At 56.5% G+C, this 15,083-nt stretch carries 10 protein-coding genes and 3 pseudogenes; 5 read left to right on the top strand and 8 right to left on the bottom strand.

The window, feature by feature from the left end:
• The first annotated feature begins 165 nt into the window (after positions 1-165).
• From A7X65_RS26070 to nifA, 3 genes are all read left to right on the top strand, one after another.
• Positions 166-2,214, top strand: a complete 2,049-nt coding sequence (locus A7X65_RS26070; protein WP_063690831.1) for a carbamoyltransferase family protein — start codon at positions 166-168, stop codon at positions 2,212-2,214.
• Between the two features lie 268 nt (positions 2,215-2,482).
• Complete coding sequence (locus A7X65_RS26065) at positions 2,483-3,469, top strand: nodulation protein NodZ (RefSeq protein WP_063690508.1); 987 nt, start codon at positions 2,483-2,485, stop codon at positions 3,467-3,469.
• A gap of 1,219 nt (positions 3,470-4,688) precedes the next feature.
• A complete protein-coding gene (nifA, locus tag A7X65_RS26055; RefSeq protein WP_082885051.1) occupies positions 4,689-6,506 on the top strand; it encodes a nif-specific transcriptional activator NifA in 1,818 nt (605 codons plus the stop codon).
• Between the two features lie 341 nt (positions 6,507-6,847).
• Here the strand turns inward: nifA and A7X65_RS26050 are convergent, their stop codons facing one another.
• The 3 genes and pseudogenes from A7X65_RS26050 to A7X65_RS43315 all read right to left on the bottom strand — a co-directional run bounded on the left by A7X65_RS26050 (position 6,848) and on the right by A7X65_RS43315 (position 9,980).
• Positions 6,848-7,093 (bottom strand): hypothetical protein, encoded by a 246-nt coding sequence (locus tag A7X65_RS26050; protein WP_063690827.1) that lies wholly within the window; start codon positions 7,091-7,093, stop codon positions 6,848-6,850.
• 385 nt (positions 7,094-7,478) lie between these two features.
• Positions 7,479-7,834: pseudogene (locus tag A7X65_RS26045) on the bottom strand (transposase); the annotation flags it as partial.
• A gap of 559 nt (positions 7,835-8,393) precedes the next feature.
• Positions 8,394-9,980, bottom strand: a complete 1,587-nt coding sequence (locus tag A7X65_RS43315; protein WP_245323846.1) for an asparagine synthetase B family protein — start codon at positions 9,978-9,980, stop codon at positions 8,394-8,396.
• 417 nt (positions 9,981-10,397) lie between these two features.
• Between A7X65_RS43315 and A7X65_RS26035 the strand changes: the two genes are divergently transcribed.
• Positions 10,398-12,140, top strand: coding sequence for an ABC transporter ATP-binding protein (locus tag A7X65_RS26035; RefSeq protein WP_082885050.1), 1,743 nt, complete (start codon positions 10,398-10,400; stop codon positions 12,138-12,140).
• 83 nt (positions 12,141-12,223) lie between these two features.
• On the opposite strand, the pseudogene A7X65_RS43045 reads toward A7X65_RS26035, so the two are convergent.
• A pseudogene (locus tag A7X65_RS43045) lies at positions 12,224-12,744 on the bottom strand (integrase core domain-containing protein); the annotation flags it as partial.
• 81 nt (positions 12,745-12,825) lie between these two features.
• Between A7X65_RS43045 and tnpA the strand changes: the two are divergent.
• Positions 12,826-13,300, top strand: a pseudogene (gene tnpA / locus A7X65_RS26025) (IS66-like element accessory protein TnpA).
• Positions 13,301-13,571: 271 nt separating this feature from the next.
• On the opposite strand, the gene A7X65_RS43900 reads toward tnpA, so the two are convergent.
• The 4 genes from A7X65_RS43900 to A7X65_RS43885 all read right to left on the bottom strand — a co-directional run bounded on the left by A7X65_RS43900 (position 13,572) and on the right by A7X65_RS43885 (position 15,081).
• Positions 13,572-13,877 carry an integrase core domain-containing protein gene (locus A7X65_RS43900; RefSeq protein WP_063690502.1) on the bottom strand — a complete coding sequence of 102 codons (306 nt, stop codon included), beginning with the start codon at positions 13,875-13,877 and terminating at the stop codon, positions 13,572-13,574.
• Positions 13,859-14,173, bottom strand: coding sequence for a DDE-type integrase/transposase/recombinase (locus tag A7X65_RS43895; protein ID WP_430643453.1), 315 nt, complete (start codon positions 14,171-14,173; stop codon positions 13,859-13,861). The genes A7X65_RS43900 and A7X65_RS43895 overlap by 19 nt, the downstream gene beginning before the upstream one ends.
• 175 nt (positions 14,174-14,348) lie before the next feature.
• Positions 14,349-14,522: a hypothetical protein gene (locus A7X65_RS43890; RefSeq protein WP_430643452.1), complete on the bottom strand. Its 174-nt coding sequence runs from the start codon at positions 14,520-14,522 to the stop codon at positions 14,349-14,351.
• Between the two features lie 325 nt (positions 14,523-14,847).
• Positions 14,848-15,081, bottom strand: a complete 234-nt coding sequence (locus A7X65_RS43885; protein ID WP_145665464.1) for a hypothetical protein — start codon at positions 15,079-15,081, stop codon at positions 14,848-14,850.
• Positions 15,082-15,083 lie beyond the last annotated feature (2 nt).

Below are 15,083 nucleotides of genomic sequence, written 5' to 3'. Positions count from 1 at the left end.
GCGGGGGGGCGTGGCGAATCTGATGAACGCGAGAGCCCGAACTTTGGAGATCCGGCAAGGTCGCATCTCGCTTAGGGTGTTCATGTCGGGCTGGTGCATGCAGCAGAGAGCGGCTGTGAGGCTGCTGGTACCAACTGAGTCTTCTTACAATAAACGGAGAGTATGATGCTGTGTCTCGGCGTGAGCGGCGGACTAGATCGGGTTTATGAATGCCGACCCGAGCTTCCAAGCACATTTCTGCACGACGGCGCCGCGGTGCTCGTGCGCGACGGACGTGTGATAGCGGCCGTCGAAGAAGAGCGACTCAACCGGATCAAACATTCTAATAAATTTCCGAGCCAGTCCATCCAATACTGCCTAGAAGCTGCAGGTGTTGAACTGAAGGACGTCGATCGGATCGCGTTCTATGCGACCGAGGCCTACTGCAATGCTATGCTGGAGCGCTTGTTTGTTTCGCAGCCGTCCGACGCTATTCCTATGGATGCCAGGCTTTTGCTGAGGACGATGCTGGGGCAAGAGTTCGGCACCGAAGTTGATCCGTCCCGCATCTCGTTCGTAAGTCATCATCAGGCGCACGCTGTTAGTGCGTTTGCGATGTCTGGATTTGAGCAAAGTCTGGTGCTTGCAATCGACGGCGGTGGTGATTTTCTTTCTGGTCTCGTGGCCATCGGGTCCGGAACCGAAGTTAACATACTCCAGAGCTTCCCGGAGAGTAACTCATTGGGGTTGTTTTATCTCGAGACGATCCGGTATCTCGGCTATAGCTTGTTCGATGAGTACAAGGTCATGGGACTTGCTCCTTATGGTGACCCCGCGCCCTATCGCAATCTTTTTGCGCAGTTCTACGAGCTTTCTGAGAACGGGTGCTACCGGCTCTACCTGGATCGCATCGGTCCTGCGTTGGTCCGCAATATTCAGGTCCGGCAAAAAGGAATGCCATTCACCCAACAGCATCGCGATGTCAGCGCTTCGTTGCAGGAAGCGCTTGAGCGGGTCGTGTTCCACATACTGAAACATTATCGAGAAGCCACAGGCATGAATCGGTTGTGCTTGGCTGGCGGAGTGGCCCACAACTGCACCGTGAATGGTAAGCTACTTTATTCAGGGCTCTTCGAAGACATTTTCGTGCAGCCGGCGGCCCACGACGCCGGTTGCGCACTAGGCGCCGCGCTGATGGCGTCTCACGAGGGTGGTCGACCCGCGCCGCGCGAGCGGCTCCAGGATGTCTATTGGGGTCCCGATCTCGGTACCGAGCATGCCGTTGAACAGGAACTGAATGCGTGGGCCGGGCACCTCGACATTGAGCGCAGCGATGATGTGTCGGGCAGAGCCGCCGATTGGATGGCAAGCGGCGCAGTGATCGGCTGGGTGCAGGGTCGATCGGAGTTCGGACCACGTGCCCTCGGTAACCGCAGTATTCTCGCCGATCCCCGACCTGCAGCTAACAAGGACCGCATAAACGCGATGGTCAAGAAGCGCGAGGGCTACCGACCATTTGCGCCTTCCGTGTTGGCGGAGGATGCACCAGAATATTTCGATCTCCCGGCCGGTGAGACGGAATTTCCATTCATGAACGTCGTAGTTCGCGTGCGCAATTCCAAGCGCGACTCGCTGGGCGCCATTACGCATGTTGATGGCACTGCACGGCTACAGACAGTGTCGCGCAAGTCAAATCCGACCTACTGGAGCCTTATCGACGAGTTCAAAAAGCGGACGGGCATTCCGGTTCTACTCAATACCTCGTTTAACAATAACGCCGAACCGATCGTCGATTCAGTTGCAGACGCCGTGGCCACATTTCTGACCACCGAGCTCGATGCCCTTGTAGTCGGTCCGTTTCTAGTCAAAAAGCGGGCGGTAACGCTAGAGGACTGGACTTCGCTTGCGGTTTCATTGCCGCCTTATGTATCTCTGTATCGCGTCCGCGCTCATACAGCACGGGATCGGCAAGAGACGGTATGCGAGATCCGCACGGCGTTTTCTGGCGGCGGGACAGTGCCTATCTCAGGAGTGTTGTTCGATCTGCTGATGCGGATCAAGGGCGAATCCGTCCTCCGCGACCTTTTCGATTCGATGATGATGGACCACGCCGAGCGCGAAACTCTCGTCGAAGAACTGAAGGGCCTGTGGGAGCAACGCCGCGTCCGCCTACATCCTCCCTCGCGCGCCATTCACTTGAAGAGTGAGTGTCATCAGATGACAGAGCAAGCTTAAGGCGGGCTCAACATAGTGGAGAACCTCGCAATATAGGCTAGAGGGCTCAAAAGGAGAGCGTATTCCGGCGATACGCCTTCCAGGCGAGAGGAGCCGACCGACGTGCACTCTGTCAAATGCCATAGCGTTCGAGCTGATTGCCACTCGGCCCGGCCTTAAGCAGCTTTGAAGGGTAGTGCCAAGCCGCGCCCAATGCGATGAGGGCTGGAGCCTAAAGTTAAGGCGACCTCGCTGATCGATCGGGTACGTTGCGACGAGGAAAGTTAAAATGCTTGGTGGTGTTACGAAGGAAAGGTTCGTCGTTTCTCGACGACGTACTGGTCTCGGCGACTGCCTGTGGTCACTCGCGGCAGCCTGGCAGTACGCCAAGCGGACAGGACGTACACTGGTTATCGATTGGCGCGGCTCTTGCTATCTCGATCAACCCTTTACCAACGCTTTTCGAGTGTTCTTCGAACAGGTTCATGACATCGCCGGCGTACGTGTGATCTGTGATGATCGGGTCAACTCCCTCTCTCTTCCCGGACCGTTCTTTCCAACCTGGTGGAATCGACCATCCATCGATTGCGTTTATCGACCGGACGAACAGATATTCCGAGAACGCGACGAGCTGAGGCAGCTCTTCGAGACGAAAGATGATACTTACGCCAATACCGTGGTGTGTGACGCTTGTTTGATGTGGGCTTGCGATCAGGAGGCCGAGCGACAGATATTTCGTAGCATCAAACTTCGGTCTGAAATTCAGACTCGGATCGATGCGATACATCGCGAGCAGTTTGAGGGTTGCAGCGTAATCGGCGTTCATGTTCGACACGGAAATGGCGAGGATATCATGGGGCACAGGCCATACTGGGCCGATCCAGAGCTTGCCTTGCGGCAGGTATGCACTGCCATCCAAAAGGCCAAAGCATTGCCCCATGCAAAACCTACGCGGGTCTTCTTATGCACCGACAGCCCGAAGGTTCTGGACCAAGTCTTGGCTAGGTTCCCAGACATCTTCACGATCTCAAAACGCTTTCAGGCCGATCAAGCAGGCCCGTTACACAGTGCCGAATTTGGAGCGGACGGGGGATCGTCGGCTCTCATCGAGATGTACCTTCTCGGACGATGCGATACCGTGATTCGCTTTCCGCCAACCAGCGCCTTTACCCGCTATGCCCGACTTGTTGCCCCGCGCAGCATCGAGTTCGATTTGAATGATCCGACCCGCCTAATCCTGATTGACGAGCCGGCCAAGGATTACCCAGTCGCCTAAGCCACATAGCTATTCTCGCCGATCCTACGACGATGTCTCATGGGCTTGTTGGCTCCGTCGATGAAGTGTTTTCCCGCCGAGCCGGGTCGGCTGTCCTATGGGGAGACTTAGCGTCGACAAACGGGCTTGCTGGTGAATGGCCAAGGAGCGCTGGAGCGAGTGCGCCTCTAGATCACTTCATGAAGTCAAAGGTTGCAAAACCTCGGAGCGAAGCTTGCTCATATTGTGTCGTATGTGGGATGGGTAGCGGATAAATCGGACGTATTAGGCTGCCACGTCTGATTCCTGATCCCGCTGAAGGACGCCAAGACAATCTACCCTTTTGGCGCCGATCTGCACGCTTACATGTAAGCTGCCGTTCTCGATGGCCACAGCCTCCTGGCAGTCAAGAGCCCGGTTTGGAGCAAGAGAGAGGGAAAATTGAAAGGTATCCGGCCGCAGCCTCATTCTCAGATCACCGCGGCGAAATCTTGCAGCCTCTTTTCCTGCGAATCAGAGGCTCTGTGCCATCGATGCTCCAGCGGACGTGATGCTCGTCGGCTCGCAAACAAATTGTCTGCCTTTGCATGTTTTGAAGCATTTCCGACAACGCGCTCGATTGTCCAGGTAGCGCTCATGCGAAAAGAGGCGGGCGCACGTGTCCCCGGTGGGACCTTTCAAGCAAAGAGCTGATACACCGCGGCTATTGCTGTTCGGAACGGCACGCGCCACATGACCGGAAGGTGCTAAGTTGTTTGCGCGGCGTGACACTGCGTCGCAATCATGTCAGCTTTCTCCCTATCGCATTGGTCCAAATCCTGCACGCCTTTGGCGAGAGTGAATGCCACCAGGGCGAACGGGGAGATTCGCTCATTTGTCGAATGTTGGACCGCGACGCGCTCTCGCGTTATTTGTTGAACATGGAGGCCGACATCTATTTGCGTGGAGCATCTGCAGAAGATCACACATAAGGCGGATCGCGCGAATGGAAAAGCTGATCTTGTTTTGGAGTTAAGACCAAGTCACGCAAGTTCTTTGTGCTGACGTAGAACAGATGTGGTCGGATGCGTAGACGCGGTAGAAATTGCTGCTCTGCTTTGCTGGCTCGACGTCGGTCGTATTCCAACGGAGTTCCAGCGGAATCTTCTGAAGGAGCGTGAAGCAAATGAAAGCTTGTTTATCATCGTGCCATGAACAAGTGTGCTGGCGCCGCTAGAGTAGGCGCGAGATCGAGAGTGAGATGCAAGACGATGTTTCGAAGTGCGAACTAACTGCAAGCAAAGAGAGCAAGGGTGGCGTCGAACTTGTCAAGGTGCAGAGTGAGTCCGAAGGCGAATGGCACGGTCCGGAAGAAGGCTCGAACGCTCCCGTGGTCTTGCCGGTGAACGAAATTGCACTCAGAGGAGTGTTCGAAATATCGAACATGCTCGCCAGTCCTTCGCGACTCGAAGTCGCGCTGGCAAACGTCATCGATTTGCTACAGTCGTCTTTGCAGATGCGGCACGGTGTCGTGTCTCTCCTAGCGGACGATGACGAGCCCGAGATTGCGGTTGGCGCTGGCTGGAGCGAAGGAAGCGATGAGCGCTACCGCATGCGCCTACCCCTAATGGCGATTGAGGAGATTGTGACAACGGGCATGCCGTTTGTCGCTGAAGACATCGCCAAGCATCCCGCATTTACCGCAGCTGACCTGGACGTGCTCGGTGCGTCCGACCACATGCGATTATCGTTCATTGGGGTTCCCATAAGCATTGACGAAAAGGTCGTTGGCACCCTATCCATTGAGCGAGTGCCCGACCTGGACTCGATGTTCCCACTCGATTGCGATGTCAGGCTACTCACCATGATCGCAAACCTGATTGGACAGGCGGTGAAGCTCCATCGCTTGGTCGCGCGCGACCGCAAGCGCCTCATGGCGGAGAGCTACCGGTGGCAGAAGGAGCTACTCGAATTTAAGCAGCCAGCGCGTGAGCGTAAAAAGGTTCACATCGATGGTATTATCGGTACCAGTCCGGTACTGCGCGGGTTGCTGGACAAGATCGCGGTGGTTGCTAGGTCAAATGCCACGGTTCTGCTCCGAGGTGAATCAGGCACCGGCAAGGAGCTGGTGGCCAAGGCAATTCACGAGCTATCCCCGCGTGCAAAACGGCCGTTCATCAAAATGAACTGCGCGGCGCTGCCCGAGACTGTGCTGGAATCCGAATTGTTCGGCCATGAAAAAGGAGCCTTTACCGGTGCCCTTAACTCGCGCAAAGGACGCTTCGAACTAGCCGACAAAGGGACCCTATTTCTAGACGAGATTGGCGAGATCTCAGGGGCTTTTCAGGCGAAGTTGTTGCGGGTTCTTCAGGAGCAAGAGTTCGAGCGGGTGGGTAGCGGCCACACGATGAAAGTTGACGTCCGAGTGATTGCTGCAACCAACAAGGACCTCGAAGGGGCGGTGACAAAGAACGAGTTTCGCGCTGATCTCTATTATCGTATTAGCGTAGTTCCGTTGATGCTGCCTCCCTTGCGCGAAAGGCGCAGCGATATTCCGCTGCTTGCCGCTGAGTTTCTCAAGAACTTCAACTGCAAGAACAGTCGTACATTGACGTTCGATCAGAGTGCCTTAGACGTGCTTATGAATTGCGGATTTCCCGGCAATGTGCGTGAACTCGAGAATTGCGTGCAGCGGACGGCTACACTGGCGCCGGGGCCATTCATCGTCAGGAACGATTTTGCCTGCTGCCATGGTCAATGCCTTTCCGCGCTGCTGTGGAAGAGCGGATTGGATGAAGCGAAGCCTCGGGCCGCGCTGATCGGTGAGCTAACCCCCACGGCAGTTACGCCAATACCTGAGGCAGCAACGCCGGTTGCGGTCCTGGGTCCGCCTGTCGCGGCTGAGCCGGTCGATGGAAACATCGTGAGCGGTGGCAAGCTGACAGATCGAGAGCGCCTCATTGCTGCCATGGAGAAAGCTGGCTGGGTACAGGCAAAGGCGGCGCGCCTGCTCGGACTCACGCCGCGCCAAATCGGATACGCACTGAGGAAATATTGCATCGAAATTAAGCGCCTGTAAGCGGCTTCTGAACCTGGTCGATTTGAATTTGTCGGTTCTCGTATCTGCAAAGGCCATCGTAGACCGACGACCACCGGGCCGCAGAGTAACCTCGGCACTATCTGATCGGACTTCAGGACAGGAGAAAGGCAGGCTTGGTACGCGAAACACCGGCAAGCTGGCGCATCCCAAGTGCCAACCGGGCGCACAATACTTCAAAGACGGAGTCTGTACGACGATTGATCAGATTCGCGACCTGCGACGGGAAGCGCTCTAGGTAATGCAAGTTGAGTGCGTCGTACGGCGCCAGTCGGCACTTGCGGCCGACTTCGCTGTCTCCATTGAGGCGGCACTATAGTCCATTATAGTTCGGGCCGCCGTCCAAGTTCTGTACGCAAATCCCGGATCGCGTTGTTTGCTAGATGAAGTACATTTTTCTCGCCAATTTTCGATGAACGTTCAAGGTGGAGACGTAGCCGAGCGCGCAGCAATGCCTCGGCATTATGGGCCAGGAATGGGTCTTTCTCTACGAAACGCCATGATTTCTCAAATGCCACGCTCACCAGAGCGTCCAATGTTTGCTTCTGTTGTGAAGAAGTTTGATCCATGAATGGAAACTCCAGCAAAAGATTCTTCCAGCAGGGCATGCTGCTGCAGAATTGGAAGGTCGAAAGCTGACGCTTGAATGCTCAAGAGAGCCGCAGTCATTCAGCTCAAGTTATTGCATGTCGATGCGTTGATCGGAGCCTATACATGTGATTGTTGAAGCCATGATGACTAGTTGAAGCTTTTGGATTTCATGTAATTCGGTATTTTAGTATTCTAAGAGTGAAATTGGTGCGTCCTTCAAGACAGGCGTGGCGCCCCTTTTCGCTAAGCGTCGGCAGCAATTCGGAGAGGATTTATCCGTTGGGCCCGCACTTCAGAGTTGGACCATGGCGCGATCGGTTTCCAATGCACTTACTTCGACGTAGGCGAGTACCACATTCACGAATCTACGCCAAGTGCTGCACACGCCCGCCGCTCGCTCACTTCAAACGAATTTTTGCAGGTGAGCAACGGCCTCTCGCCTCGCGGCGGGCTTCACCATTGTTTTGAAGCCACGTCCTTAAGCATGGCGTCGTCCAGCATCGCCTCGGCCAAAAGCTTCTTCAGCCTGTCGTTCTCCGCTTCCAGCGCCTTCAGCCGCCTAGCGTCCGAGACCTCCAGGCCGCCGTACTTACCTTTCCACTTGTAGAACGTCGCGCTGCTGATCCCGTGCTTGCGACAGACGTCGGCGGTCGATGCCCCAGCCTCGTGCTGGGCAGGATCCCAATGATCTGCTCTTCGGTGAACCGGCTCGTCTTCATCGTCTATCCCCCAATCCGGGTTATGGACTCATTGGCGCCGCGGTGCTCATTTGGAATCTGGGAGTTACGGTAGACCTGCTACGAGCGGTCTGGGCGATCATCATCGTTTTCGGTCTGCCGATAGCACTGTTCCCGAGTCCACTCGGACGTTCACGCCCTCCTTCTTGACGGCGTTTTCCTCTGCTAAGTCATGAAAGCTTCATGAATTTCGAGCTGGGAGCACAGTTTTCATGGAAAACGTGCCGAGTGGGCGCAACAAATCATTCGCGATCTGCAAACGGAATATCAGATTTCTCCGGCAACGCTTTGAGCCGGAGGTTGCTGTGCAGGAGCGTGCTCGAACCGGTAAGTTGGAAGTGAAGAGCAACGTGGCTAAAACGACATGAAGCGATCTGGGTAAGCGGGAGCTTTTAGCTCGCGTGCTCTGCCCGAGAGTGCCCCACCGCTAAAGATACTCCATAGTTTCTCGTTCGGTCGGATCGACTAGCGAGAACGCCCAATTGCAAGCCTTCTCCACTGTAGCAGGTGTTCTGACGCATGATCGTTTGTCATAACGCAATCAACAGAGTTGTCGAACGAAACGTTCCGCCCATAAAAAGCGAGCCAAGGTGCTTGTTGCGGAAAATTCGTGTGTTGTTATCACCCTATTGAAAAGCGCCAGGACAGCCTCTTGCGAAACCAAGCCGAAGTCGGCCAAGGCGCAAGACGCAAGCTGTGATGAAATTATGTCTGCACGAGCCGCAATCGCCTTTGGCAGTACAAGCGCGAAAGTCTCTTTTGCGTATCCGTGTGGAAATACGTCAGACCCCAAGCGCTCACTCAAATAGGAACGAAGGAGTTCCTTGCCCGAGCGAAGTGAAAACGGAAGCTTCGCTCCCAAATTGATCAATCTCGGATCGCCGAATGGGCGGACGGGCCAAAGACCTCGCGTCGCGAGTGGGCGAGCATGACAAAGACTTGCGAGCAGAGTTGTGGATAGAGCGGCGCTGAGGGGGGCGCTAAAAAGGAAGGATGAACGAGCGGCGTCGAGCCCGCGTTTCGTCAACAGGTCTTCTGCAACCCCAAGCGCGATATCCAGATGCGGTGAAGAGGGAGATCTGGGCTCCCCCTCGTCGCTGCTGAAGCGAGCGCAAAGCTCGTCTCCTCCCATGCCCGACCAGATTATTTCGCAGCCATCGCCGCGAAACCGATCCCAGAGCGACCCGAACGCCTCAAGGTAATACTCTGAATTGAGTGGCAGGCGTCCTTTCAGGTCAAGATCTAAATCAATCGCCGGCATGTGGGCGCACATTTCAACTTTGTGATCGCGGCAGTTCAGTACGCTCAAGATGCTCGCTCGGCGGTCAATCTGCTTGGGGCTACTCCCGTCGCCCAATAGTATCCCGCCACATGCTAGCGATGCTACGCTCTCGCCAACAGCAATTGCGACGGAAGCGGAGTCCATTCCTCCGCTCAGCTCCACAGCGCTTGCGCAGAAGGTCGTCGGCCGCGAACGAACAACCGCCTGAAGAGTATCAGAAAACTCAAGGACATGATCGCTCTCCTCTCGTCCGGAGAGCTCAGGGGCCGATGAAGTTGTCGCGCCGTACTCAAATGACGTTTCCGATCTATCGACGTACAAGGTGGAGCCAGCAGTGAGCAGGTTAACGCCAACGCAGGCCTGTCGCGCAGAGTAGAACGTTCTCATCGACAGGTGATGCGCTATAATCTCTGCATCAATCGCTCGCGATTCATCCAAAAACTCGACAAAATCCCAGGAGAGCCTAACCGTGCGAGTGCGCTCCGCCACGTGGAAGTAAATTGGGAGGCTGCCAATATGGCCTGCTCGTACACGCAACCGAGGACCCCGGCGAGCGGCTTCGATCACGATAAAATCGAGCGGCCAGTGCATGCATTTCTGGTAGTGCTGACGAAACTGATCTGTAGACGCTTGGTCTATTACGACCGAATGATCGCTAGCCCCGTCCGCCGCTCCTTGACGCTCACGTATGACGAAGAACCATTGCTCAGTGCTCTTCACTAACGAGCTCTCAAGACTCTTATGTTGGAATGGCCAGATGCAGCTTTCACCAAACTCTATCGAACAGCCTTTGACAACAGGATCGAAGTTTTCCAGGTCGGCCATTTTTAGAGTGGCCTTGAGCATTTGTTCCTCCTTAAACGTTACCGCCTCTCGTGTGAGAGGCGGTGACAGACTGAAGAATGATCTTAAAGGTAACCTTCGTTAGCGCTATCGCTAGGGAAGGGGCCCTTCGGATACGAAGTAGTGGGAGGCGGGAGCACCGGTAAGGGGAGGTCAGTTGTGTCGGACCGCGATGGCCGCTTAGACGTGTCTGTCGTTGCGCTCTTCATGTCGTGTTCCTATCGATAGCGTGATCGGGCTTCTCGTCGTGTGGCGCGGCAGCGTGTCGAGCCACTCTATAGCGTTTCTCATGTGGGAAGCCGGGCGACAACCTACCAAGATTTGCGGGGTTGGATGACGGTGCTGGACAGAATTGGGTTAGAGCTTAGTAACGGTAAACGGCACCAAATTCCGCAGAGCCGCATCTTTACATGAGATCTTATGGAATCCAGATCGCAAGGCCATGTCGGCTCTCTCAGTGCAAGCAAAGCCCCATTCCCTGGATCCGCCGCAGATCAGGTCAACGACAGTACTTTGTCGCCGGTTTCAGAAATTCTGCATGCGTACTGGCGATCCGATCGGCGCTTGCTTCTCATCGTTGCCACAGTGGTGCTGATCTCCAGCGCGAGCAGCGTCGCGGCCCCCTATGTATTTTCGGGTCTTATTGATCGCCTCCCGCGGGGGGAAGGCATGTCGGCGTTTGCCTGGGGATTCGCCGGCTATGCGGTCCTGCTCGGCATAGCCTCCGCATTGCAGCGCATGCTGCAGTATCTTTCCTTCATGACAGCCGAGAACCTGGGCTTCATCGCTGCAACTCACTTTTTCGATCGCATCCTGAGAAAAACCTCAGCCTTTTTTCTTGAGCACAATCCCGTGGAGATACAGAGTGCGGCCGCGCGCGGATGCAGCGCGTTGACGACGTTGGTCCAGCTTGGAATTATGATATTCATCCCAGCTGCAGCGCAGCTTCTGCTTACGCTCGCTATTCTCGGTGTGCTCGTCAATATCCAGATCGCTGCAATCGTCGTCGCTTATGGGGCTGTCGCGATTACATTGGGGTGGAGTTCCACGCGTCGGGCGCGCGTGTTTCTGGACCGGGCCATCGAAGCCGGACAGGAGAATGCGCGTTTCGTCGGCAACGTCATGAACTCCATGGACACGTTGCGCCATTTCGGCAGTCATTCCTGGATGAGCCAACGCTTTACGATGAAGGCGCGCGAAGTGCGCGATAACTGGCGAACCTACGTGTTTCAACGATTGGCCTACATAGCCGTGCTCGGCTTAGCCATCGCGCTACAATTTGCCGTCACACTTCTCCTTCTAATACCTGAATACCGGGCCGGCGCGGTCACGATCGGCGATATTGTGCTATTCAACACACTTCTACTCCAACTCAACATGCCCTTCGAGATGGTCGCGCGTGCGATCTCTGACGCGGCGCGGTCGCGTGCCGACATCGTTCCTCTCGCCAGACTGTGGATCGCACCAGAAGAGCGGCGAACATCTCATGCTCATCATTTCACGCCCTCCGCTGGCCAGCTATCCTTCGAGGGCATTGGTTATGCCTACGACAACGGTCGTGGCGTTGCGAATGTCTCGTTTATGGCAAGGCGCGGCGCCATTACCTTCCTTGTCGGCGAAACCGGATCGGGGAAGTCGACAATATTCAAGCTCGTCCTGAAATCGATTGAGCCAGACTGCGGCCGTATTCTGGTCGATGGAACCGATATAGCAACCATCGATCACACGGATTGGTATACCGCAGTTGCTGTTGTGCCGCAGGATGTGATGTTGCTCAATGAGTCGCTAGCCGACAACATTCTGCTAGGACGGCCCCGCGACGAGGTCCGCCTTCGCGGTGCATCGGAAAAAGCCGCTATTCTCCCCATTATCGAGGCTCTGCCGGAAGGATTTGAAACAACCGTTGGAGAACGCGGTTTGAAGCTTTCAGGCGGGGAGCGCCAGCGTATTGCTATTGCCCGCGCGCTCTATGGCGAGCCGGCGATCCTTCTTCTCGACGAGGCCAGCTCCGCGCTTGACGAACGAACTGAGCGGGAAATTTTGGACCATATTCGCAGCCTAGCGGAAGATATGACCGTGCTGGCAATCACTCATCGCAAAGGGGTCATTTCCACAACCGACGTCGTGGTCGAGCTGACCGACTGCGGCTTGTCCTTGACATAGGCGAAGGGGATGATCAGCTCAGCGCGTTGATTGTCTGCACTGCAGGCGCACTGCTGGACGAGATGTGACCTTGCCCCCTAGTTTTATCCGGTCCTGAGCTCGTCCCGGTCGTCGGATTTGCCCAATTGGGCGGTGGGAGCGAAGGGAGCTGGCGCGGAGCCTTCGGAATAGCGCAGCGCCAGATCCCGTTGCGGATGGCAGGTGAAGCCGAACTCGGACGGCGTCTTCCATCCGAGCTAAGAGTGTGGTCGTGCGTCGTTGTAATCGGCTCGTCAGCATCCGAGCGCGACGCGGGCTTGCGCCAGTGACGTAAACAGCGTCTCGTTGAGCAGTTCGTCCCGTAGCCGTCTATTGAAGCTTTCGATGAACGCATTCTGCATGGGCTTGCGCGGCGCGATGTAATGCCGGCCGACGCGGCTTTGATCGGCCCATGTCAAGATGGCGTTGCTGGTGAGTTCGGTGCCGTTGTCGCTGACAACCATTCGGGCTTGCCGCGCTCGGTCATCAGCCAGTCCAGTTCCCGTGCTACCCGGGCGCCCGAGAGCGAGGTGTCAGCCACCAGCGCCAGGCACTCGCGCGTGCAATCATCGACCCCGGTCAGGAGTAAGCGCGAATTTCGTAGCACCTTTTGCCTTTGAGTGCTCTGATGCATGTGGTGTCCACTTGAATATGTGGACACCTCGTGATGGCAGACGACGATCAGAAACTGCGGGTCAGGCTTGTTGGCCGAAACGGGCGCCGGCGTTACGAGACGACATCGAAGGAGCGTCTTGTGGCGGCCTGCCTTGAGCCTGACGTTTCGGTCTCGAGACTTGCACTCGAACACAGGGTCAACGCGAACGTCCTTCGGAAGTGGGTCAAGAAGCACACCGCGGCCAGGTCGCTGCCGCCGCCGTCACGCCCGGCGTTCATCCCGGTTCAGCTTGATGGGACCTCCGAGCGGGCTCAGTCGCGGCAAGGCAGCGTTGCGGCGGTGGATTTTCCGGCGACTTGCGATGAAGTGCGTGGGTCGGAACCCAGGAGATCTCCAGCCTTTGGTTCTCCGGCCAAAGTGAGCGTGTTCCTTGCCGAACAGCGTGAAGGTAGCGCTGGAATGCGGCGATGTGGATGCATTGACAGCGATCATCGGAGCCCTGCGCGATGTTCAGACTGGGCGGTGACCTGCAGGTCTATCTGCACCGTGAGCCGATCGACTTCCGGGCCGGCATCAACAGCCTTGCGTTCCTGGTCCTGAAGCGGCTACCGAGGACAAGTTCCGATGGCCGCGCCGCGAGGCAGCGGTTGTCCGAGTTACGACCGGGCAATTGCACTGGATTCTTGACGGCATCGATATCGATGCGGTGGTCCGCTGAAGTGGACCCTATGCCGAGGACCACTGGGCCAGGCGTTGTAGGTGGAGCTGCTGCCGTTCGTTCTTCCCAACAAATAGCTTTACGCTACCCTTGGCTGCTGCTGTTGTGGCTGCGGGGATGAGGGCAACGCGTAGCATTGTCCAAGCTTCTCGCTTGCGAGAAGCTTCATATCCACAGCCTGTTCGCCGAATGCGCCGGTGACACCGGCCTGCCAGACCGCCATCGGCGCGCGGTTTCCCATCGCCTGATGAGGGCGCTGGAAATTGTAAAATTGGATCGATCGGGCGATTCGGGCTTTGGCCTCGTGGCCATCCGAATAACCCTTGAGATAGATGTCCTCGTATTTGAGCGAGCGCCACAGCCGCTCTATGAACACGTTGTCCATCCAGCGCCCACGACCATCCATCGAGATCCTGACGCCGGTGGCGGCCAGCGTGCCGGTGAAGGCAGCGCCGGTGAACTGGCTGCCTGGTCGGTATTGAAGATCTTAGGCCGGCCGAAGCGCGCACCTCTTCGAGCGCAGACACGCAGAACGATATGTCCATCGTGTTCGACAGGCGCCCAGGCCAGCACCGCACGGCTCGCCCAATCGATGATCGCCACCAGATACAGAAAGCCCTGGCCGATCGGCACATAGGTGATGTCGGCCGCCCACACTTGATTCGGTCGGTCGATCACCATATGGCGCAGGAGATACGGGAAAGATCTTGTGTCCCGGCGCCGGCTTTGTGGTTCTGGGCTTTGGTCCCAGCGCTGCGATGCCCATCTTGCGCATCAACCGCTGCACGCGCTTGCGATTGATGCGACAGTCTTCGCCATTGAGCATCGCCGTCATTCGCCGCGAGCCCAGGAAAGTTCAGACCATGAACAGCTCGTCGATCCGCCGCATCAGCTCAAGGTCGTTGTCATTGGCCGGCCGCGGCGGCCGATACACGCTCGATCGCGCAACGCTCAGCAGTTGGCATTGCCGGCGGATCGATAGACTCGCATGATCGCGCTGAAGCAATCCTCGGCGATCCGGCGCGCTCATCTTCCGGACCTCTTGGTTAAGAAATCCCGCTCGACCGTCAACTGTCCGATCTTGGCGTGGAGCTTCTCGACCTCCATTCGTGGGCCGCCTCGCCATCCCGACCAGCGCCCGGTTCGAACGCCCGAACCGTTTGATCCTGGAGCTATTTCTTCCAGGCATAATTCTGATTCACATGCACCTGGTAGCGCTGCGCCAGATCCGTCACCGTTGATTGTTCTCGCCGCGCCTCCAAGGCGATCATTGCCTTCAGCGCCCGCATCGATTGTCCGTCTCGTCTTCTTCATGGTTCGCTCCGTTTATCAAAACGGAACGGCATCCGCACCACCTAAGCCGCCGGTCCAAAATCCGGGGTCCACTTCACCTCTGAAGGGTCGGAGACTGCCGACGGTATGACCGCGCTTTCGGGAGTGATGAGGGCCACGTTGCGGGGAGGAGGATTGATCAGCGTCCTCGGTCTTTTCGCTACTCTCGATTGTGCGATATCATGTTTATGATCAATAAGATGTTCATGATCAATAAGGATGCCTTCGCTCGGCAGGCGATTGCTGTCGCCCGCCATGG

Origin of the sequence: Bradyrhizobium stylosanthis, from assembly GCF_001641335.1 — a bacterium.
In the GTDB taxonomy this organism is placed as follows: Bacteria; Pseudomonadota; Alphaproteobacteria; order Rhizobiales; family Xanthobacteraceae; genus Bradyrhizobium; species Bradyrhizobium stylosanthis.
This window is presented reverse-complemented; position numbering and strand designations above follow the sequence as displayed.